Below are 17950 nucleotides of genomic sequence, written 5' to 3' on the forward strand. Positions count from 1 at the left end.
ATGCGGCTGGAGAGGATCACCTCGAAGAACTACGACGCTGCCCTGGCGCTGTCCGTGCGCCCCGATCAGGAGGATCTGGTCGCGCCGGTGGTCAAGTCGCTGGCCGAGGCGTACGTCTTTCCCGACAACGCGTGGCCGAGGCTGATCTATGACGGCTACCGGCTGGTCGGCTTTCTGATGGCTTTCCTCGACATCCCGTGGGATCCCGACCGTGACCCCGACGACATACGCTCGGGCCTCTGGCGGCTGAACATCGCGGCCGATGCTCAGGGAAACGGATACGGCCGGTTCGCCGTCGAAGCCGTTTGCGGGGAGATCCGGGCGCGCGGCGGCACCCGGGCATACGTCACCTGGGAGCCCCGCGCCGGAGGGCCGGAGCAGTTCTACCTGAAGCTGGGTTTCAGGCCGACAGGCGAGCACAGTGACGGCCAGACCGTCGGTGTCCGGGACCTCTGAAGATGAGTCGCGGTCGTCGCTCGGCTAGTCATCGAACGGCAAGCGTTAAAGGCGGCCGAAAAGGAGGCCATCTCATGCAGACCGTTGCCGATCCCAAGCTAACCCACTACACCTACCGCGTTACGTGGTCAGCCCAGGACAACGAGTTCGTCGCCACCTGCGCCGAGTTTCCGTCTCTTTCGTGGCTGGCTTCCTTCCAAATCGAGGCTCTGCAGGGGCTCCAGGATCTACTGCATGAGGTGATCGCGGACATGGAGCAGCAGGGCGAGGAAGTGCCGGAGCCATTCGCCGAACGTAGCTACTCAGGCAATTTCAACGTTCGCGTCGGAGAAATCCTGCACCCCAAGCCGGCAACCCGTGCCGCGGAGGATGGGCTGAGCCTCAACGGTTAGGCCGAACGCCTGACCCCCTCGATGCGAACTGTCGGCAAGCCGGTCGAATCGGCCGTCGTGTGAGGTCATCCGGCCTGCTGGCGCTTGTCCCGGTCAAGTTCGGGCACGGTTGCTGTACTTCGCTGCTGTACTGCTGGCGTCGACCGGTCCGCCGCTCTGACCCAGCCGAGGAAGCGGCGATGCAGCACGCCGGCCGGCGTCCAGGGCATGTCCTCGGCGGCCTGGACGAGGTAGGAGCCGAGGTAGAGGGCGAGCGACACCGGAGCATCTGCATACTCCGCGCGAAGCTCCCGCCTCCGCGTCGGACAAGGCCACGGCAGGCCGCAGCCTCCGCAGCTCCAGATCGGCATGACCGGGCCGTGGGTGGTCACCGCACACCCGCCAGGAACCGGGCGGTGATCGTCCGAGCCTGCTGGCTGGTTGCCCATTCCACCTGCCAGCACGGGTACGGCGTCAGCATGGACCACCATGCGCGGCATCCAACGCACAGGCCGTCGAGCCCTCGCACGTGCATCGACAGGATCACCTGCTCCTGGTCGTCTTTCACTGCGTCTCCTCGCCCGGCCAGTGGCCACGGTTGATAGGGATGCGGTGCCGGGCACGGCAGGGCAGGTCAGCTCCACAGCGGCAAACTTGTCGCCACTTCCGCCAGGACCACACGGGCCGGTGCCTGCGAGCCAGGGTGAGGGCGACAGCGAGCAGGTACTCCGCGTACGAGACGCGTTGCGTCCGGGGCACCGGAACATCGTCGATATCCGCGCGCAGCTCCCGGTGCCGCGTGGGGCATGGCCAGGATGCGCCACAGCCGCCGCAATTCCAGAGAGGCGGCAACTGCCTGTGGGCGGTCATTCGCCGTGCTCGCTGAAGCGCGCCCCCGAGTCAGGGGTGAGCGGTTCCCCGTCCGCTGACGAGCGCTGCTGTCTGCCTCGCGCCTGGTCCAGCAGCCGCCGCCGGGCTGCCTCCTGCTCCCCTGCCTGGATGCGCTGTCCGATGTCGGGGGCAGCCGGCAGCGACGGGAAGTACCGGCTGACGATCCGTCGCAGGAGTCCGACAATCAACGTCACGTGTCCGCCCCTCCTCGTCGAGGGCGCGGAGGACCATCTGGTGATGCACTGGTCCGCGCCCGAGTGCACTGAGGACCAGCGTCACGCCGCGGACGTCATCGATCCAGAAGGTGATTGTCCGCTAACCGGCTGTGCTGTCCGCTGCTGGTCGGCGTCCAGGGGCGTACTCGGTGCACAGGTCGCGCAATGTCGCCGCCTCTGGCACCCCTGCCTGCTCCACCTTCGCCAGCAACTCGGCAGCTCGCCACCAGTTCGACGGCACTACGCGCCCGGATGCCACAGCCTGCGCCCCGAGAGCGACCGCCTCGTCCGGCTGCCCGGCGGCGACAAGGGCAAGACCGAGGTCGAGACGGGCCGACGCGGACCGGCGTGGCCGCGCTCCCCCATCGCCGTCCGGGTCCAGGTCGGCCAGCACCGCCCGCGCTACCTGCTCGGCACAGGGGTCACCCGCCCATGCCAAAGTCGTGGCGGCGTACGCGGCGGCCTTGGCCGGGTCGTAGCGATAGTGGTGCTCGGCTCGCTCAGGAACGGGCAGATTCGCCGTAAGCCGCTCCACCCGGTCCAACGCTCGCCGGGTCGCACCGACGTCCCCCATCCGCGCCCACGCACGAGCCTCCTGAGCAGTCGCCTGAATGTAGGCAGAGCTGCCCTTGGGGGCGACTCGCTGAGCTTGGTGCGAAAGATCGAGTGCCGTCCGATAGTCACCTTGAGTCAGAACGTCCCAGGCCCGGGTTTCCAGACACCATGCCTGGATCTCGGCGTGATCAGCGTGTTCCGCAAGATCACGAGCCGCCCGCAAATGCGCAGCCGCCGCATTCCGCTGCCGAAGATCGACATGGACGGTCGCCCGCAGCACCGCCAACCAGCCGCCAGCAACCAACAACCGTCGTCGCTGGGCAAGCGTGACCCGTCCATTCAGCAACCGCCCGACATAGGCGAGGTGCCGCCGCACCAGCGGCAAAAGATCAGCCGGGGCCATCGTCGGATAGCAACTGGCAAGGTCGTCAACACCCTGCTCGATGCGGTCGAGCACGTCCCTACTGACATCGCTGGCGGCAACTCTTGCCCGCAACTCCGCGGCCTCGGCCGCATGGTCAATCGGCGCATCGACCAAGCGAGCAAGTTCACCTCGTGCCTTGAGAATTTGATCCAAATGGCGCGCCGTGTCGACTGTTGGAGCCTTGAGCCCTGTCTCCAGCTCGTGCAGATGGCTCTTACTCCGATGGGCGAGCTGCCCGAGAGATCGAAGCGACAGACCGCACTGCTCCCGAAGGTCACGCAGAGCTATACCGAAGCGCGGGTCGACGGACGAGGCCATAGCGCCGCTCCAAGCTAAAGAGTCCCGGCGAACTCACCCGGCCGCGACCCAGCGAGCCACCACCGTCGACGGTACCCCGACACCTCGCGCATCGATGGCCCGTCGCTTGTAAGTTCGGTCCGTCCGGCCGGGTCCGTCCACGCGTCCGGCCTCGGGCAACCGTCCTGCACCGGTCGGGAGCGGGCGGCTCTGTCCGCGCGGTTGCTGGCATCGTTGCTGTCGGCAGCTGCACCCTGACCCGTCGGTCAGGTGGTCGTGTCGGCACGGCTGCCGTCGTCGAACCATGACGGAGCGGTGTAGAGATCGGCGACCTCGGCTGCCGGCACCTTGGCCACCACGATGCCGACGCGTCGTGGGTTATTCGGCGTCCGCCAGTCAATCACCATCTGATCCTGCTCATCAGCGTCTGCGTCGACCAACACGTTGAAGAGCAGTTGGCCGTCCTCTTCGCTGTACACGTCAGCCGCCAGCTCCATGACCCCGCCAGACCGCAGGGTCACGATCCACCGACTAGGGATTCCCGCAGCGAACTCCACGGCAGCAGACACTAGCTGTATCCGGCGTACAGGTCGTGCGTCGCTCACCAGTTCAGCCGCCGTTACAGGGCGGCTGAACTGCTGTTCCTTCCGGTGCTGCTGGTCGTCCTCGGCCGCCATTGGTCGGCGCTTGACGGCCCGGCCGGCCCGGACGGCCCGGAGACGGCTCATGTCTATCCCTCGCTTGTAAGCTCTGCGCGCCCTATGCCCAGCTCCCGGAGAACGAGTTTCGTCTACTGGTCGAGACGGACATCGAGACCGGCCTTCGCTGGGGTGAGCTGACGGGGCTACGCCCCCAAGACATCAACTTCGCCACCCGAATGCTGTTGGTGACTCGGGTCGCGGTCGAGCTGACCAAGCGGTTCCACCCCGAGGGCGGACGCTTTCTGGTCAAGGAGTACCCGAAGGACGAGGAACACCGGCGCCTGAAGCTCAGTCCGCAGATCTCCGCCAAGCTGAAGGCTCATGTCGACGACAAGGACCTCGGGCCGGATGACCTCCTGTTCGCGATCCGCGACTCGGAGAACACGTCGACTCCCCGACTGCGCGCGGTCCCAGACCCGGAAACCCTGGGGCTGACCGAGCCGAATGACAAGGGTCGGCAGTACCGCCACGGGACGCTGAGCGCGTACACCGCCGGGAAGTGCAAGTGTCAAAGCTGCAAGGACGCGTTCGCGATCTAGCGCGCGCAGCGCCGGGCCGGCGGCAAGGACTCTCCGCGAGGCAAGCGAGGCGTGACCACCGATGGCCATATTCCCCGGTCGTGGTTCCGCACGACGGTCTGGTACCCCGCTCTCAACCGAGCGCAGATCAGGAAGGTACGCGTCCACGATCTCCGGCACGCGCACGCCTCATGGCTACTGGCCGGCGGCGCGGATCTCCAAGTGGTGAAGGAGCGGCTCGGTCACGCCAACATCGCCACAACCCAAAAATACCTACACACCTTGCCCGAAGCCGAAGACGCCGCAGTAAACGCCTTTACTAGAACGCGCCGACGCAGCATTTGAAGACTATTTTGATTTTTGCACACCCATTTCATCGAGAAATCGGTTCATAAGTTCTATCACCAGCGTGAACGACTGCGGATCCTCAATCGCAGCGAAAACTTCATCGAGCTTGTGCCGCGCTTGCAGACGGAGATCATCGATCTTATCGACCTTAGCCACCTCCAGCGCTCTTCTGAGCTCGGCGAACGCTTCCAGCATCGACTTTACCTTCGGCTTTGGATCTCCCACGGCGAACTGAATATCCGCGTACCGCTGCATCCACCACATCGGACCGATAGCCGGATCAGTCAATCTGCGGAGTAAAAGCTCGAGCTGCACGTTCTCCTTGGCAAAGGCTGACTGGATAGCCACCTCCGCGCCCATCCTGCTTTTTAGGATGGCACGGCCCCTCCTCGGAATGCGTAAGTTAACGTACCCCATAACCAGGATGCGATTTTCGTCATCGGACACCTCATCACACAGGGCAGCGTTTATAGCATCTTCAGCTCGACCATAGTCGAACGCCCTGTATTTAATAGCCTGCGCGCTGGCCAATTCTCGCAGAACATACCGAGCAAGAGCATCGGGGGAAATCGGGGGCAACATTTCCGACGCAGGATTGAGGCGCCACCTATAACGAAACCGTGCATGATATCGCAGATCAAAGTCACGGTTCTCCAAGGAAGCGGAAAAGGAGCCGCGACGCCCGGGTCGCAGCTCCTTGAACCAGAGGACGATTCCCATTTACGTACGAATGCCGATTTCGGTCGAGGTCGACGGAGATAACCTATCCTCGGATCGGGGTGGCACGACATCAATTTCCCCGCCAGCGAGACCATAAGCAGAGTTAATCTGCGCGAAGAGCCGGCTAATCAGAACGCCCCTCAGCTTTCCTTCCGGCGCAATAACATCACGGACCGGCGGATCGATATGACCAACAACACGACCGAGCTGAATTAGTACGTCTACCACTGCTTCTTGCGGCAACTGATCGTCCTCGGCAGCTCGCCGCCAGCTCAGCAAACCCGGTACCGCAGAGTCCCTCTGCGGGCCTTGCCGAATAACCTGGAGCCAACCGTCAACGAGGCGAGCTCGAACCGCTTGCTCCGCTTGACCGCTGCGAGTTAAAGCGACCTGGAGCGGTGAAAAATCTGACTGATTTTCTGCGGGGGGAGCAAAGACATCGAGGAAAACACCCGTCTCAACTGCCGCAGGCTTACCATCTGTCGGAGTAATCCACTTCACAATGGTGTCAACAGCTAGCACGGCTATGTCAGGAGCGCCTACTAGCCCCCTAACAGCCTTGACAGCATCCGCACTTACCTGCGGCGTCCCGGCCGAAACTAGCAGATACTTCGCCCTGGTCAACGCTTGGCTGGGATACGTGCGGCCGAATTCTCCAGAGATCGCACGAGCAACTGCGCGCTGCCGCGAGGGTTCCCTCTTGCCACTCGCCCATTTCGTTAATTCAGCACGCACTTGGCTACCAAAAATCGGATGGACCGCTAGATCGGAGAGAAGGTCACCCACAAGATCGATGCTCTTCTCTTCTCCTTCAACAAGCCAGCCCTCTGCCAAGGTGAGAAGGGGAGTTAATCCCACCGCCTCCGCAAGCTTCGATAATGAACTGGCCAGAACCTCCAGATGCCCTTGCGCTGAACCCCGGCTAATTTCCTGCAACCAACGAGTCAAGACTTGACTAAGCTGAGTGTGTTCCTTCCACACATATTCGAGGATCGCCGGTCCTTGCGAGTCATGAATCAGAGAAGCAGCACCGGTTTTCGCGTCGAACGATATGCCCGCCGGCTTCAACCTGCTGCGCGCATCTGGACGTGCAAGAAGTCCGCCTTCGCGCGGGGGAAGATTGATCTCCGGTGCCAGTAACAGCTGATCAGCACAGTCAAGAAGGACGGCAGCAGGTGCACCGTTCAGAAGCGAACCAGTAATCCGGATAGCCCGCACTTCGACTTCTTCCGTACCGCCACTAAACCATTGGCTCAGTTTGTCGCGCCAACCTCGGTACTCGTCGAGCTTTTCTTCATCTTTTGAATTGTCGGCTACCGCGATAATGTGCGCCAACCGAACGGATTCGCTTGGTGATGAGTTTTCTGGAAGAACGCCGTAGAAAACGCTACTTGGGTCATCGACCCAAGATGCCCGCTCGGCGACAGCTGGGCGAGCACGAAGATACTTCTTGACAACATCGACGGAGTTAGGGCAGCCAATGTCCTGTACAAGAATTCCGTGACGTACACCGTCCACCCAAGCCCTCGTCCACACCGAGGACGTTGCCGTCACTACGAGGTAGCTACCACGCGCCTGCAGCTTTCGCGCATACCCAATCAGATCCTCATAGAACTGGTTGGGGAGCGGCTGGGAGACTCCCCTGAGATTGAGCAGATATCCAGAATTGGACTCTTGGGGAAGGCTTTCGGCGTCCGGAATATCCCAGTCTGGAAGAAGTTCAAAAAGACGCTCGCGTGGAGTTGTCGTCGAAGCAAGCAGTCGCAACCCGGCAGACCGGCGACCGTAGCCTTCCGGTGCCCGCAGTACCACGATCCTCACAGGCGGATTCGGCGCAATAGGCGAACGAATTTCTCGGAGAGGCGAAGCGAAGAAGCCCGGCTCTACAAACTGATTCTCTGGCATCACCGCTTCCGGGTCTACCGGACGGGGTCGCAGACGACGCAACCCCGTTAGATAGGTCGTAATGTTGTTGTCGCGGCCGGCGACGGCAAGACCGCCCTCCACTTGATTTCCAGTGACCTGTTGCGGTATTGGACGGACAACTCCAACCTGCGGTTCAACCATCAGCGTGTTACTCCGATGTTGTTGTCGTTCCCCGCCGTATAGATGCTGCCGCCTACAATATTTTGTGCGACGATTTGCTGGGACGCCCCAGGGGAACTTTCAGCGAGCTTCTCGTTAACGCTACGGACGAATTCCTCAAGCGAACTCGCTGGGAGGGTGTCCGCACAATCCGCAAGAATCTCTTCGACTGGCACCCGAACGCCTTCCGCCATAATCGGACGTTGCTCAGGCTGCAACGCTGCGACCGCCTGAGCCAGCGTGTCAAGCCGTACCAACTCTGCAGGCTCCTGCCCCGTGGCCGTGTTCCGGGGTGCGATCATCTCTTTGAGACGGGCACGTGCGTACTGATAAACGTCGGTACCCATGGTTCCCGCGACCGCCGCACTAGCGGCGGTCAAGACCTCTACTGGTATTGACATGCGTCGCCTCTCGCCATCATCAGCCCTCCAGAGACCGTGATCGTAGCCACATAGGGCGTCTAGGAGCCTGGATCAATCGCAAAGACGACAGCGTGAGCTCTGGCCTGCTAGCCGATCAAGGTGTCGTCGACGAGTTAGCCGAGCTGACTTATACCATCCATTGCGGATTTGTCCTTATTCGCACGATCTGCTCGCCGTAGCCTCAAAACACGGTTCCCCGGGCACGGCTCGGCGGTCCCCGGCTAGCACAGTTCGAACCGGACGCCACTACGATCCATGCGTGCACACTGGAACGATCACTGCGGATGCGAACACAGATGTCATTCTTCTCCGACTCGGCGTTGCGGCGTTCACGCTCCTAGTTGCGATTACATTCGCAAGCTGGTGGCGTTCCGGAAAAGGACGCCGAGCGCCTTTGACCATAATCGGATGGGCAATCGTATTCGCCTCTTTACTGTTGGGTATCAGTATCGCGCTATTGGGATAGTCCTAGAGTGGAACATATATTTCCAGAAGCGCCAACTGTCTGCGAACGCCGAATCGAGGCGCTGACCGAACAGCTTAAGCATTCTAATTTCACTGCTTGAGCGAGCATATGCGCAACAATAGACTAGATATCGAACTCGCCAGCTTCTACACCGGAAGTCGCGGGTGTAACCGTGGACCGCCCTATCAGTGCCCTGGCCACGATCGCCGTCCTACCGATCACCGAACACGCCCGCACCCTCATCCGAACGTGCTGCACCCTCGCCACCCGGCCCCAACACAAGGAGGTCAGCCTGCGCCGTTGGGCACATCAACTCGGCTACCGAGGCCACACGGCCACCAAAAGCCGCCGATACTCCACCACCTACACCGCCCTACGCGCCGCTCGCGCCGATCATCTCCGCGCGATCAACCAGGAGCCGGCACCCGCCGACGAGGTCATCACCGAGAAGGAATGGCGCTACACCCACGCGGGACACGGCCTCGGTCAAGCCATGTTCGCCGAGACGATCGCTGACGACCTCCGCGTTGCCCGCGAGGCAGCTCGGGCGGCGCTCGCCGACACGGACGGCTCGGAGGTGTCCCGATGAGCACCGACCGGCCATGGACCCTCGAAAGGGTCCGGGCTCTTGGCCTCACCACCGACGTCGAGACAGCCGGGGCCATCCTCGGCATCGGCCGAAGCAAGGCGTACGCCATAGCCAAGGCGGGAGCGTTTCCAGTACGGGTGTTGCGGGTCGGACGCAGCTACGTCGTACCGGTGCCGGCGATTCTCGAAGCGCTCGGCGTCGCCACCGGATAGTCCGATCCGCCTCGATGGGATCGTGGGGCGGTGATTTGCGCCACGGTCAAACGACGGTCAAATGATCAAGGGCTGGTCACCAGAACTCGGTGATCAGCCCTTTTACCTGCGAAAATATGTGGAGCTGAGGGGATTTGAACCCCTGACCCCCTCGATGCGAACGAGGTGCGCTACCGGTCTGCGCCACAGCCCCCCGGCTGAACCTTGGTCCAGTCGGTCGCCGCCGCCGGTTTCCCAGCAGCGGACCGGCGCCTAGGTTAACAGGTCCGGAGGCGGTACGGCGAATCCGCCCCGGCGTGCCGCCGATCACCCCCGCCGTACGGACCCATCAGGGACTTTCGCGCCGATCGAGGACGCACGCACCCGGTCGGAGATGAACCCCGACGGGCGGTTACGCCGAGTGGGCGGCGCCGTGGCCGCCGGCCTCGTAGGCGCGGCCGCGCAGGCCGCCGGCGCGCCGGTAGGAGACCGAGCCGGCGACGCCGCCGCCGGAGGCGGCGGCCGGGACGTCGCTGGGCCGGTCCAGGCCCATCGCGGCCCGGCGTACCGCCTCGCGCTGCGCCGCCAGCCGGCGCTGCGCCTCCCGGCGGGCCGCGGCGCGCCGGGCCTGTTCCCGCCGGACCTCGGCCTGCCGGGCGGCGAGCCAGGCGGCCTCGCGCGCCTCGGCGCGACGCCGCCGCCGGTCGATGAGGGCGCGGTTGCGCATGTGCACCATGTACGCGGCGAGCAGCGTGGCGGTGACGGAGAAGCCGATCCAGAAGCCGGGGCTGACCACGACGACCCCGACCAGCTCGACGAAGTTCAGCAGGACCAGCGCGGCGAAGACCCGGCGGCGCCGGTAGACGGCGGGCGTGTGCCGGCGGGTGGGCGGGCGCCGGCGCGGCCGGCCGGCGCTGCGCGGCACCGCGCGCAACCTTCCGCGGCGGCCGGAGCCGGGCGGCCCGGAGGTGGGCGCGGCGGCCGGCGGGCCGGAGACCGGGTCGTCGGAGGGCACCCCGGCGCGCAGCGTCACGACCAGGCGCGGTGGGTTGACGGGACGCCGGCCCGGGACAGTACGACGCCGCCGGCGGCGCTGCAATACCCGCGCCGTCGACTGCGCCCGCTCCGCGACCAGGCGCTCGGTCGCGTCGTACCGGCGAACCAGTGCGGGCGCAAGGGCGAGCAACCCGGCGGCGGCGAGGACGGCGAGGAGCACCGAGGTCGGCACCCTCACCCCTCCCGTCACCTGCAAGCGGCAACCGGCTGGCCCGCCCGGACCAGTGTCGGGTTCCCGGAGGAACAATGGGCTGTTGGTTGCCGTACGTCCCAGTTACCTGAGGTTACGGGCGGCCGTGCGGGAAACCGGCGCGCCGCGCCGACCGGGATGCACAGAAAAAGATCAACGAGCGGCGGCGCGCCCACGCTTCCAGCGGGCCAGCAGACCACCCTCGGGGGTGACCTCCTCGCTGGTCAGCGCGTAGCCGATGTGGTCACGCCACGCCCCGTCGATGTGCATGTAGCGCGGGTGATACGCCTCCTCGCGGAAGCCGAGCTTCTCGACGACCCGTCGCGACGGCCCGTTCTCGGGGCGGATGTTGACCTCGATCCGGTGCAGCCCGCCGACGGTGAAGGCGTGGTCGACGGCGAGCGCCAGCGCGGTCGGCATGATGCCCCGCCCCGCGACGGCGGCGTCGATCCAGTAGCCGGCGTACGTCGAGCAGAACGCCCGGCGCACGATGTTGCCGAGGTTGAGGTGGCCGACGAAGCGCTCCCCGCCGGCCTCGCGCAGCACGATCGCGAACGGCATGCTGTCGCCGCGCCGCGACGACGACCGCTGGTCGCGGTGCACGTAGCGGAACGCCCGGGCCGAGTTGAGCTCGTCCCAGGGCCCCGGCGGGACGGACTCCCACGGGGCCAGCCAGGCCCGGTTCCGTCGCCGCACCTCCGACCAGGCCGCCGCGTCCGACCGCCGGTAGGGGCGGAGCAGCACCGGTCCGTCGGCGAGCTCCACCGGCCATCCCGGGGTCGAACGGATCATCGTCGGCGGTCCAGCAAAAGCACGTCCACCGTGGAGCCGGCCGCCGCGGTGGTCACCCGCTCGCCGAGCACGAGCAGGCCGTTCGCCTCGGCCAACCCCGACAGGGTGTACGGCCCACCGCGCAGCGGCTGCACCGTGTAGCCGCCGCCGCGCCGCTCCGCGACGTGCGCGGGCCGGAACTCGCGCAGCCCCGTCGGCGACGAGACGGTCTCCAGCAGGTGCGCCCGCACGCTCGGCCGGAACACCGGCTCGGCGCCGGCGAGGAGCTGGATCGCCGGCCGGGCCAGCACCTCGAAGCCGATCAGCGCCGCCCCGGGCTCGCCGGGCAGGCAGACCACCGGCACCTCCTCGGCGCCGACCGTGCCGAAGCCCAGCGACGTGCCGGGATAGAGCGCCACCTCGGTGAAGGCGACGGGTCCGGCGCGGCCGGCCTCGCGGCGCGACAGGATGCGGCGCACCATGTCGCCCGGCCCGGTGCCGGTGCCGCCGGTGGTGATGATCAGATCGGCCCGCAGCGTCTGATCCTCGAGGAGCCCCCGCAGCCCCTCGGGGTCGTCGTCGCAGATCCCGACCCGATAGGCGAGCGCCCCCACCTCGGCGGCCGCGGCGGTGAGGGCGTGCGAGTTCGCGTCCACCACCTGACCCGGCTGGCTCCCCCGGCCGACGTCGACCAGCTCGTCGCCCGTCGCCACGATCACCACGCGCGGACTGGGCCGGACCACGACGTGACCGATCCCGGTCGCCGCGAAGACCGCCACCATCGCCGGGGTGACGTAGGTGCCGGCCCGGGCCAGCACCGCGCCGGCGGGAAGCTCCTCGCCGGCGCGGCGCAGGCCGTAGCCGCGCTTGGGGGCCTGGAAAACCTCGACGGCCGCCATGCCCTGATCGGTCCAGTCGATCGGCACCACCACGTCGGCCGCGTTCGGCAGCGGCGACCCCGCCGCCACCGAGAAGCAGGTGCCGGGCGTCAGCCGCACCGGCCGCCAGCTGGCCGCGCCGAGATCACCGACCACGTTGAGCCGCACCGGCCGGCCCGGCCCGTCCGAGGGCCCACCGGTCGGGCCGAACTGCCCGCCGCGGCCCGCGCTCGCGATGTCCTCCCAGCGGGCGGCGTAGCCGTCGATCGCCGCCTGGTCGAAGGCCGGGAACGCGTGCGGCGCGATGACATCCTCGGCGAGCAGGTTCCCGTACGCCTGGGTGATGTCGATCTCGAGCGGGGGCAGCGGCCGGAGCCTGCGCAGCACGCTGCCCAGGTAGTCGGCGAGCGGTGTCAACTCGGTGAGACCGGCCTGCTCGGCGTCGGCCGTTGCTGTCATGTAGCGCGCACCTCGGGCATGTCGGCGACGAACTGGCGCAGCCAGCCGCGGAATTCTTCGCCCAGGCCCTCGTGCTCGCAGGCCAGCTGCACCACGGCCTGGAGGTAACCGAGCGGCGCCCCGGTGTCGTAGCGGGTGCCGCGGTAGACGATGCCGTGGACCGGGGTCCCCTCCGCCAGCAGCATCGCCATGGCGTCGGTCAACTGGATCTCGCCGCCGCTGCCGGGCTTGGTGCGGCGGATCGCGTCGAAGATGTGGGCGGGCAGCACGTACCGGCCGAGGACCGCCAGCCGGCTCGGCGCGTCCTCCGGCGACGGCTTCTCGACCAGCCCGGTGACCCGGACCACCTCGGTCGTGCCGCCCAACTCCTGGTCGGCGGGGGCGACCGAGGCGATGCCGTACCGCTTGACGTCCTCGGGCGCGACCTCCATGAAGGCCAGCACGATGCCGCCGGTACGGGCCTGCAGCTCGATCATGGCGGGCAGCAACGGGTCGTCCTTGGCGACGAACTCGTCACCGAGCAGCACCGCGAACGGCTCGTTGCCGACGTGCGACTCGGCGTAGGACACCGCGTGGCCGAGGCCGAGCGGCTCGCCCTGCCGGCACGTGTAGATCTCGGCGAGCTCGCTGGGGCGGCGCACCGCTTCCAGCCGCTTCAGGTCGCCCTTCTCCTCCAGCCGCGACTCCAGATAGGGCTGGCGGTCGAAGTGGTCGACCATCGAGGTCTTGCCGCGTCCGGTGATGAGCAGCACGTCACCGAGGCCGGCCTGCGTCGCCTCCTCGACGATGTACTGCAACACCGGCCGGTCGACCAGCGGCAGCAACTCCTTCGGCACGGCCTTGGTCGCGGGGAGGAAGCGGGTCGCCAGGCCGGCGGCGGGAATGACGGCTTTCACCGCCCGCCGGCCGCTGCTCGGACTGGGGGTCGTCGTTGCTGGGGTGGCTGCATGCTCCGACATGTCGCGAGACTATCGGCCACGACTCTGTCTCGGCGGCTGTGGCCCGAAAGACGCGCCGCCGGCCTGCGGAAGGTCACCTTCCGGGCTACCCGGCCCGGACGCCACCGGCACCTCGTCGCCGTCCGGCCGCGGTCGGACGGTCGCGACCCGGTACGTGTCCCGGCCGCCGGCCTTCGCCGCGTAGAGCGCGTCGTCGGCCGCGTCGAGCACCTGCTCCCCCGTCGCTCCGTGCTCCGGGTAGACCGCCACTCCGATGGAGACGGTCACGGGCAGCTCCACCGTGTCGGTTCCGCCGTTCGCCTGGATCGTGATCGGCGTGTCGCGAATGGCCGCTCCGAGCCGCTCGGCCACCACCGCCCCGCCGTGCGCGTCGGTCTCGGGCAGCAGCACCACGAACTCCTCGCCGCCGTTGCGGAAGGCCACGTCGACCTCGCGGATCTCGGCGCTGATCCGCCGCGCGAACTCCCGCAGCACGGTGTCGCCGGCCGGGTGCCCGTGCGTGTCGTTGACCTCCTTGAAGCGGTCGAGGTCGAGGGCGAGCACGGTCAGCGTCCGACCGAACCGGTTCGACCGCTCGATCTCACGGTGCAGCTGCTCCTGCAGCCGGCGGTAGTTCCACAGCCCGGTCAACCCGTCGGTCATCGACAGCCGCTCCGCCTCCCGGTGCACCCGCACGTTGTCGACGGCCACCGCGGCCTGCGCGGCGAAGGTGCGGAGCGTGGCCAGATCCGCGCCGTCGAACTCGTCGAAGCCGAGCCGGTCGTAGACCGCGAGCACGCCGATCGACGTCGGCGGCGCGGGCGTCGGCGGCTCCGCCGGCGGGCGCCCGGGAGCCGACCGCGGCGGGTCGACCGCCGGCGCCGCGACGGAGAACGGTACGGCCACGTAGGTGCGGCAGGCCGGCTCGTCCGGCGACAGCTCCGGGCCGTCGCGGTCGACCCGTCCCCGCACCGGTTCCCCGGTGGCGACGACCGAGCCGAGCAGCCCGGTCCCGAGCGGCAGCGTCAGCGTCGACGGCTGGTGGTCACCGATGCCGGCCGGCAGCACGGGCGGCGCCACGGCGTCGGCGCCGCCCGCCGCGTCCGGCAGCGCCGCCAGCCTGGTGTTACCCGGCCCGTCCTCGGCGTACTGGCCGTCGAGCAGCCCGGTGGCGGGATCGAGCAGCAGCACCGCGCCGGCCCGCGCGCCAGTGGCGGCCAGCGCGGTCTGCAGGATCACCTGCAGGATCCGCTGCAGGTCGTGCGTGCTGGACAGGGTGTCGCCGAGGATCGCGAGGTGGCCGCGCAGCTGGTCGCGGCTGGCGGTCAGCGCCTGCACGTACGCCTGGGTCTCCCGGGTCATCCGGTTGAACGTGCTGGCGAGCCGCCCCACCTCGTCGGCGGTGCGCACCGGCACCCGCGCGGCCAGGTCCCCGTCCGCGACCCGGTCCGCGGCGTGCGCCAACTCGGCCAACGGCCGGGTGGTGGAGCGGGCCAGCCACCAGGCGGCCAGCACCGCGCAGAAGCCGGCGAGCAGCACGGTGGCGACGAGCACGGCGTACAGCCCCTCGGGGACGGTGCGCGGCACGGAGAGCACGAGCGGCAGCGGCTGGCCGGGCGACGGCCCGACCCGCCGCACGTACCGGCCGACGTCGGTCTCGGCGGTCCCGTCGCCGCTGAGGCGCTCCCCGGCCGCCACCACCGCGCGGCGGGTGGCGGGCGATTCGGTGCTGAGCGTGGCGTCGGCCGGGGTGTCGGCCCCGGGCAGCAGCGTGACGGCGACCCCGGTCGCGGCGGCGAGCCGGGCCACGAAGGCGCTGTCCAGGTGCCGCGCCACGACGACGGTGCCGAGCGGGGTGCCGCCGGCGTCGCGCATCTCGACGCGGGCCGCGATCGCCGCCGGCCCGGCGTCCCCGCCGGCGCCGCCGCACTCCGCCCACGGCCGCGGCGGCTGCGACGGCGTCGCGAAGAGCTGCCGGCCGTCGGGCCGGATCACCACGACCGCCGAGGCGAGCCCCCGCGCGACGACCTGGTTGGCGGCCCCGGCGACCTGGGACGGGTTGGCGAGCACGGCGACCGCGTCGGCGGCGGCGTGCAACTGCTGGCAGAGCGCGCTGACCGAGGTACGGACGCTCGTCGCCGCGAGATCGAGCCGTTCGATGGAGCGGTTGTGGCTGACCGCGGCGACCGTGGACGCGACGAAGAACGCGCCGAGCAGCACCGGGCCGAGCACGACCGCGAGGAACGCCGCGGTCAGACGTCCACGCAGCGTCACTGTTCCCCCCGGCGGATCCGCACCCCTTACTGCGATGCTGACACACCTCGGATGCTTCGCCGAGCGTTGCCGCAGGGAGTTGTGCGTGTCGGATTCTTCCCATCAGCCCGAGATCGTCCGGGCGGCGAAGCTGGAGCTCCGGCGGCGGTTGCTCGCACACCGCCGGGGATTGCCGCCCGAGGCGCGCGCGGCCGCCGCCGGCCGCGTCCAGGCCGAGCTGCGGCAGCTGGTACGCCGGCTCGCGCCGCGCTGTGTCGCCGGTTACGTCCCGGTCGGCTCCGAACCGGGCGGGCCCGACCTGCCGGACGTGCTCGCCGACGCCGTCGGGCCGGGCGGCCGGGTGCTGCTGCCGGTGCTCCGACCCGACCTGGACCTGGAATGGGCGGAGCACCGTCGCGGCGCCGAACTGCACGCCGCCGGCCGGGGGCTGCGGGAGCCGACCGGGCCGCGGCTCGGGGTGAGGAGCGTCACCGTCGCCTCCCTCGTCGTGCTCCCCGCGCTGGCGGTGGACGGCAGCGGCGTACGGCTGGGCCGCGGCGGCGGCTCGTACGACCGCGCGTTGGCGCGGGTGGACCCGGCCGCGCTGACCGTGGCGTTGCTGCACGACGGCGAGCTGCTGGACACGGTGCCAACGGAGCCGCACGATGGCCGGGTCCGGGCGGTGATCACGCCGGCTGGCCTGCGGTGGCTCCCCGTCGCCGGAGTGTGACCGATCGCGGCAGCGCTGGACGGCGGCGGGTGTCATGACGCACCATTGGCACTCGAATGGGTGGAGTGCCAAGCGCTTGGCAGGATTCGGAGGAGACCGTGCCCACGTACCAGTACGCCTGCACCGCCTGCGGCAACAACCTCGAGGCGGTGCAGTCCTTCGCCGATGAGCCGCTGACCGAGTGCCCGGCGTGCCAGGGGAAGCTGCGTAAGCTCTTCAACTCGGTCGGCATCGTCTTCAAGGGCTCGGGCTTCTACCGCACCGACTCGCGCAACGGGTCGTCCGGCTCGTCGTCGACCAGCTCGGTGGAGAGCAAGCCGGCCGCCAAGCCGGCCGCGTCGAACGGCTCCAGCAGCTCCAGCGGCGACTCCGCCGCCAAGGCCAAGCCCGCCGCGTCCTCGACCACCTCGTCCAGCGCCGCATAGCCCGCAGCACCGTCACCCGGCCGCTTCGCATAGCACGCCCGCGGCGCGTCGGGCCCGTTGTCCACAGGCACCCGCGTTATCCACAGCCGGTCCGTCGGCGCCTCGCCGCGCGCCCCGCTGACTCCTAGCGTCCCGTCCCAGTGGTGGCGCCGATTCCGGCGCCACCGCGTGGCGACGGGAGGCGCGATGGTGACACCCGCCCGGGAGGGCGCGCTCGGTCCGCTGTGGCGACCGCGGCTGCCCCGCCCTACGACGGCGTTGCGCACCGCCCTGGTGGCGGTCCTGCTGGCGACCGCAGCGGGCGTGCTCTACGCCGGTGACCCCGGCTCCTGCCCGCCGACGGCCACGCCGCCGCAAAAGCCCGCGGCGACGGGGTCGGCGAAGCCCACGGCGACGGAGTCGGCCGGCGCGGACGATCCCCGGCGGGCGTTGCCGGCCGGCGCGGTCGGGCTGCCCGTCCGGCTCGCGGAGCCGGCCGCGCTCGCGGTGCTCCGGCCGGGCGACCGGGTGGATCTGCTCGCGCTCCCGCGCGGCGCCGCCGCCGGTCCCCGCGTGGTGGCCGCCGGTGCGCTGGTCCTCGCGGTTCCGGATCCGGACTCGGCGGCCGGCACGCTCTACCTGGCGGTACGTCCCGAGGCCGCGCGCCGGACGACCGCGCTGCCGCACGACACCCGATTCGGGGTCATCGTCCTGCGCGGGTAGCGCGTCGCGCCGCTGCGTCCCAGGCGTGCTGCGCCGCTGCGTCCCAGGCGTGCTGCGCCACTGCGTCCCAGGCGCGCTGCGCCGCTCAGTCCCAGCGCGTCGCGGCGGTCAGTCCCAGTGCGGCGGACGGTCGGCGATCAGGCGGTCGTCGTTGGAGGACGGACCGTCACCCCAGCCGAGATCGGTGTCGTCGACGGTCTGCTCGGGCAGCAGCCCGAATCGCTCGTCGGTCAGGTCCACCGGCCGGTCGTCGTCCCGCGCCGGCACCCGGTCGCCATCCACCCCGTTCACGTTCCGTG

Annotated in this window: 22 protein-coding genes and 1 tRNA gene; 9 read left to right on the forward strand and 14 right to left on the reverse strand. The window is 68.5% G+C overall.

Annotated elements, in window-relative coordinates; genetic code table 11:
* Both BLW47_RS02260 and BLW47_RS02265 read left to right on the forward strand, forming a co-directional pair.
* Positions 1 to 456 carry a GNAT family N-acetyltransferase gene (locus tag BLW47_RS02260; protein WP_091550752.1) on the forward strand — a complete coding sequence of 152 codons (456 nt, stop codon included), beginning with the start codon at positions 1 to 3 and terminating at the stop codon, positions 454 to 456.
* Between the two features lie 74 nt (positions 457 to 530).
* The gene (locus tag BLW47_RS02265; RefSeq protein WP_091550755.1) at positions 531 to 848 is read left to right on the forward strand and encodes a type II toxin-antitoxin system HicB family antitoxin; all 318 of its coding nucleotides are present in this window, start codon (positions 531 to 533) and stop codon (positions 846 to 848) included.
* Between the two features lie 65 nt (positions 849 to 913).
* Here the strand turns inward: BLW47_RS02265 and BLW47_RS25865 are convergent, their stop codons facing one another.
* The 5 genes from BLW47_RS25865 to BLW47_RS25485 all read right to left on the reverse strand — a co-directional run bounded on the left by BLW47_RS25865 (position 914) and on the right by BLW47_RS25485 (position 3937).
* Complete coding sequence (locus BLW47_RS25865; RefSeq protein ID WP_091550758.1) at positions 914 to 1219, reverse strand: hypothetical protein; 306 nt, start codon at positions 1217 to 1219, stop codon at positions 914 to 916.
* Positions 1216 to 1395, reverse strand: coding sequence for a hypothetical protein (locus BLW47_RS02275; protein WP_091550761.1), 180 nt, complete (start codon positions 1393 to 1395; stop codon positions 1216 to 1218). Before BLW47_RS02275 ends, BLW47_RS25865 begins: the two co-directional genes overlap by 4 nt.
* A gap of 298 nt (positions 1396 to 1693) precedes the next feature.
* Positions 1694 to 1912 (reverse strand): hypothetical protein, encoded by a 219-nt coding sequence (locus BLW47_RS02285; protein ID WP_139307136.1) that lies wholly within the window; start codon positions 1910 to 1912, stop codon positions 1694 to 1696.
* A gap of 121 nt (positions 1913 to 2033) precedes the next feature.
* Positions 2034 to 3230: a helix-turn-helix domain-containing protein gene (locus BLW47_RS02290; protein ID WP_091550767.1), complete on the reverse strand. Its 1197-nt coding sequence runs from the start codon at positions 3228 to 3230 to the stop codon at positions 2034 to 2036.
* 245 nt (positions 3231 to 3475) lie between these two features.
* Positions 3476 to 3937 carry a hypothetical protein gene (locus tag BLW47_RS25485; protein ID WP_245736283.1) on the reverse strand — a complete coding sequence of 154 codons (462 nt, stop codon included), beginning with the start codon at positions 3935 to 3937 and terminating at the stop codon, positions 3476 to 3478.
* 149 nt (positions 3938 to 4086) lie between these two features.
* Here BLW47_RS25485 and BLW47_RS02300 point away from each other — a divergent pair, with 149 nt between their 5' ends.
* Both BLW47_RS02300 and BLW47_RS02305 read left to right on the forward strand, forming a co-directional pair.
* On the forward strand, positions 4087 to 4449 hold the full coding sequence (locus tag BLW47_RS02300) for a hypothetical protein (RefSeq protein WP_091550769.1): 363 nt from the start codon (positions 4087 to 4089) through the stop codon (positions 4447 to 4449).
* Positions 4450 to 4500: 51 nt separating this feature from the next.
* The gene (locus BLW47_RS02305; protein ID WP_091550772.1) at positions 4501 to 4773 is read left to right on the forward strand and encodes a tyrosine-type recombinase/integrase; all 273 of its coding nucleotides are present in this window, start codon (positions 4501 to 4503) and stop codon (positions 4771 to 4773) included.
* A gap of 3 nt (positions 4774 to 4776) precedes the next feature.
* On the opposite strand, the gene BLW47_RS02310 is transcribed toward BLW47_RS02305, so the two are convergent.
* Together BLW47_RS02310 and BLW47_RS24575 are read right to left on the reverse strand one after the other, a co-directional pair.
* Positions 4777 to 5307 (reverse strand): hypothetical protein, encoded by a 531-nt coding sequence (locus BLW47_RS02310; protein ID WP_139307138.1) that lies wholly within the window; start codon positions 5305 to 5307, stop codon positions 4777 to 4779.
* Positions 5308 to 5496: 189 nt separating this feature from the next.
* Positions 5497 to 7563 carry a hypothetical protein gene (locus BLW47_RS24575; protein WP_139307139.1) on the reverse strand — a complete coding sequence of 689 codons (2067 nt, stop codon included), beginning with the start codon at positions 7561 to 7563 and terminating at the stop codon, positions 5497 to 5499.
* A 1078-nt stretch (positions 7564 to 8641) separates the two neighbouring features.
* Between BLW47_RS24575 and BLW47_RS02315 the strand changes: the two genes are divergently transcribed.
* Positions 8642 to 9058: a replication initiator gene (locus BLW47_RS02315; RefSeq protein WP_091550777.1), complete on the forward strand. Its 417-nt coding sequence runs from the start codon at positions 8642 to 8644 to the stop codon at positions 9056 to 9058.
* Positions 9055 to 9270, forward strand: coding sequence for a hypothetical protein (locus BLW47_RS02320; protein ID WP_091550780.1), 216 nt, complete (start codon positions 9055 to 9057; stop codon positions 9268 to 9270). Before BLW47_RS02315 ends, BLW47_RS02320 begins: the two co-directional genes overlap by 4 nt.
* Before the next feature lie 119 nt (positions 9271 to 9389).
* Here the strand turns inward: BLW47_RS02320 and BLW47_RS02325 are convergent.
* The 6 genes from BLW47_RS02325 to BLW47_RS02350 form a co-directional block, all read right to left on the reverse strand.
* Positions 9390 to 9463, reverse strand: a tRNA-Ala gene (locus BLW47_RS02325).
* 198 nt (positions 9464 to 9661) lie between these two features.
* Positions 9662 to 10483, reverse strand: coding sequence for a divisome protein SepX/GlpR (gene sepX, locus BLW47_RS02330; RefSeq protein WP_175543469.1), 822 nt, complete (start codon positions 10481 to 10483; stop codon positions 9662 to 9664).
* A gap of 165 nt (positions 10484 to 10648) precedes the next feature.
* A complete protein-coding gene (locus BLW47_RS02335) occupies positions 10649 to 11287 on the reverse strand; it encodes a GNAT family N-acetyltransferase (protein WP_091550784.1) in 639 nt (212 codons plus the stop codon).
* On the reverse strand, positions 11284 to 12603 hold the full coding sequence (locus tag BLW47_RS02340) for a molybdopterin molybdotransferase MoeA (RefSeq protein WP_091550786.1): 1320 nt from the start codon (positions 12601 to 12603) through the stop codon (positions 11284 to 11286). Before BLW47_RS02340 ends, BLW47_RS02335 begins: the two co-directional genes overlap by 4 nt.
* Positions 12600 to 13562, reverse strand: coding sequence for a UTP--glucose-1-phosphate uridylyltransferase (locus BLW47_RS02345; RefSeq protein ID WP_091550789.1), 963 nt, complete (start codon positions 13560 to 13562; stop codon positions 12600 to 12602). The genes BLW47_RS02340 and BLW47_RS02345 overlap by 4 nt, the downstream gene beginning before the upstream one ends.
* A gap of 9 nt (positions 13563 to 13571) precedes the next feature.
* Positions 13572 to 15815, reverse strand: a complete 2244-nt coding sequence (locus BLW47_RS02350) for a diguanylate cyclase (RefSeq protein ID WP_091550792.1) — start codon at positions 15813 to 15815, stop codon at positions 13572 to 13574.
* Positions 15816 to 15900: 85 nt separating this feature from the next.
* On the opposite strand from BLW47_RS02350, the gene BLW47_RS02355 reads away from it, so the two are divergent.
* From BLW47_RS02355 to BLW47_RS02365, 3 genes are all read left to right on the forward strand, one after another.
* Positions 15901 to 16524: a 5-formyltetrahydrofolate cyclo-ligase gene (locus BLW47_RS02355; RefSeq protein WP_245736285.1), complete on the forward strand. Its 624-nt coding sequence runs from the start codon at positions 15901 to 15903 to the stop codon at positions 16522 to 16524.
* Between the two features lie 65 nt (positions 16525 to 16589).
* On the forward strand, positions 16590 to 16949 hold the full coding sequence (locus BLW47_RS02360) for an FmdB family zinc ribbon protein (protein WP_245736287.1): 360 nt from the start codon (positions 16590 to 16592) through the stop codon (positions 16947 to 16949).
* Positions 16950 to 17135: 186 nt separating this feature from the next.
* A complete protein-coding gene (locus tag BLW47_RS02365; RefSeq protein WP_091550797.1) occupies positions 17136 to 17651 on the forward strand; it encodes a hypothetical protein in 516 nt (171 codons plus the stop codon).
* A gap of 108 nt (positions 17652 to 17759) precedes the next feature.
* On the opposite strand, the gene BLW47_RS02370 is transcribed toward BLW47_RS02365, so the two are convergent.
* Entirely contained in the window at positions 17760 to 17942 is a 183-nt protein-coding gene (locus BLW47_RS02370; protein ID WP_091550800.1) for a hypothetical protein, read from the reverse strand.
* Positions 17943 to 17950: the final 8 nt, after the last annotated feature.

Origin of the sequence: Micromonospora pattaloongensis, from assembly GCF_900107255.1 — a bacterium.
GTDB lineage: Bacteria > Actinomycetota > Actinomycetes > Mycobacteriales > Micromonosporaceae > Micromonospora_I > Micromonospora_I pattaloongensis.

What these genes read in the sequence shown, in the direction of transcription:
- BLW47_RS02300 (WP_091550769.1), top strand. Translation starts at nt 4,087, where the DNA reads ATGCTGTTGGTGACTCGGGTCGCGGTCGAGCTGACCAAGCGGTTCCAC.
- BLW47_RS02345 (WP_091550789.1), bottom strand. Translation starts at nt 13,562, where the DNA reads ATGTCGGAGCATGCAGCCACCCCAGCAACGACGACCCCCAGTCCGAGC.
- BLW47_RS02365 (WP_091550797.1), top strand. Translation starts at nt 17,136, where the DNA reads ATGGTGACACCCGCCCGGGAGGGCGCGCTCGGTCCGCTGTGGCGACCG.
- BLW47_RS02340 (WP_091550786.1), bottom strand. Translation starts at nt 12,603, where the DNA reads ATGACAGCAACGGCCGACGCCGAGCAGGCCGGTCTCACCGAGTTGACA.
- BLW47_RS02320 (WP_091550780.1), top strand. Translation starts at nt 9,055, where the DNA reads ATGAGCACCGACCGGCCATGGACCCTCGAAAGGGTCCGGGCTCTTGGC.
- BLW47_RS02335 (WP_091550784.1), bottom strand. Translation starts at nt 11,287, where the DNA reads ATGATCCGTTCGACCCCGGGATGGCCGGTGGAGCTCGCCGACGGACCG.
- BLW47_RS24575 (WP_139307139.1), bottom strand. Translation starts at nt 7,563, where the DNA reads ATGGTTGAACCGCAGGTTGGAGTTGTCCGTCCAATACCGCAACAGGTC.
- BLW47_RS02265 (WP_091550755.1), top strand. Translation starts at nt 531, where the DNA reads ATGCAGACCGTTGCCGATCCCAAGCTAACCCACTACACCTACCGCGTT.
- BLW47_RS02260 (WP_091550752.1), top strand. Translation starts at nt 1, where the DNA reads ATGCGGCTGGAGAGGATCACCTCGAAGAACTACGACGCTGCCCTGGCG.
- BLW47_RS02290 (WP_091550767.1), bottom strand. Translation starts at nt 3,230, where the DNA reads ATGGCCTCGTCCGTCGACCCGCGCTTCGGTATAGCTCTGCGTGACCTT.
- BLW47_RS25485 (WP_245736283.1), bottom strand. Translation starts at nt 3,937, where the DNA reads ATGAGCCGTCTCCGGGCCGTCCGGGCCGGCCGGGCCGTCAAGCGCCGA.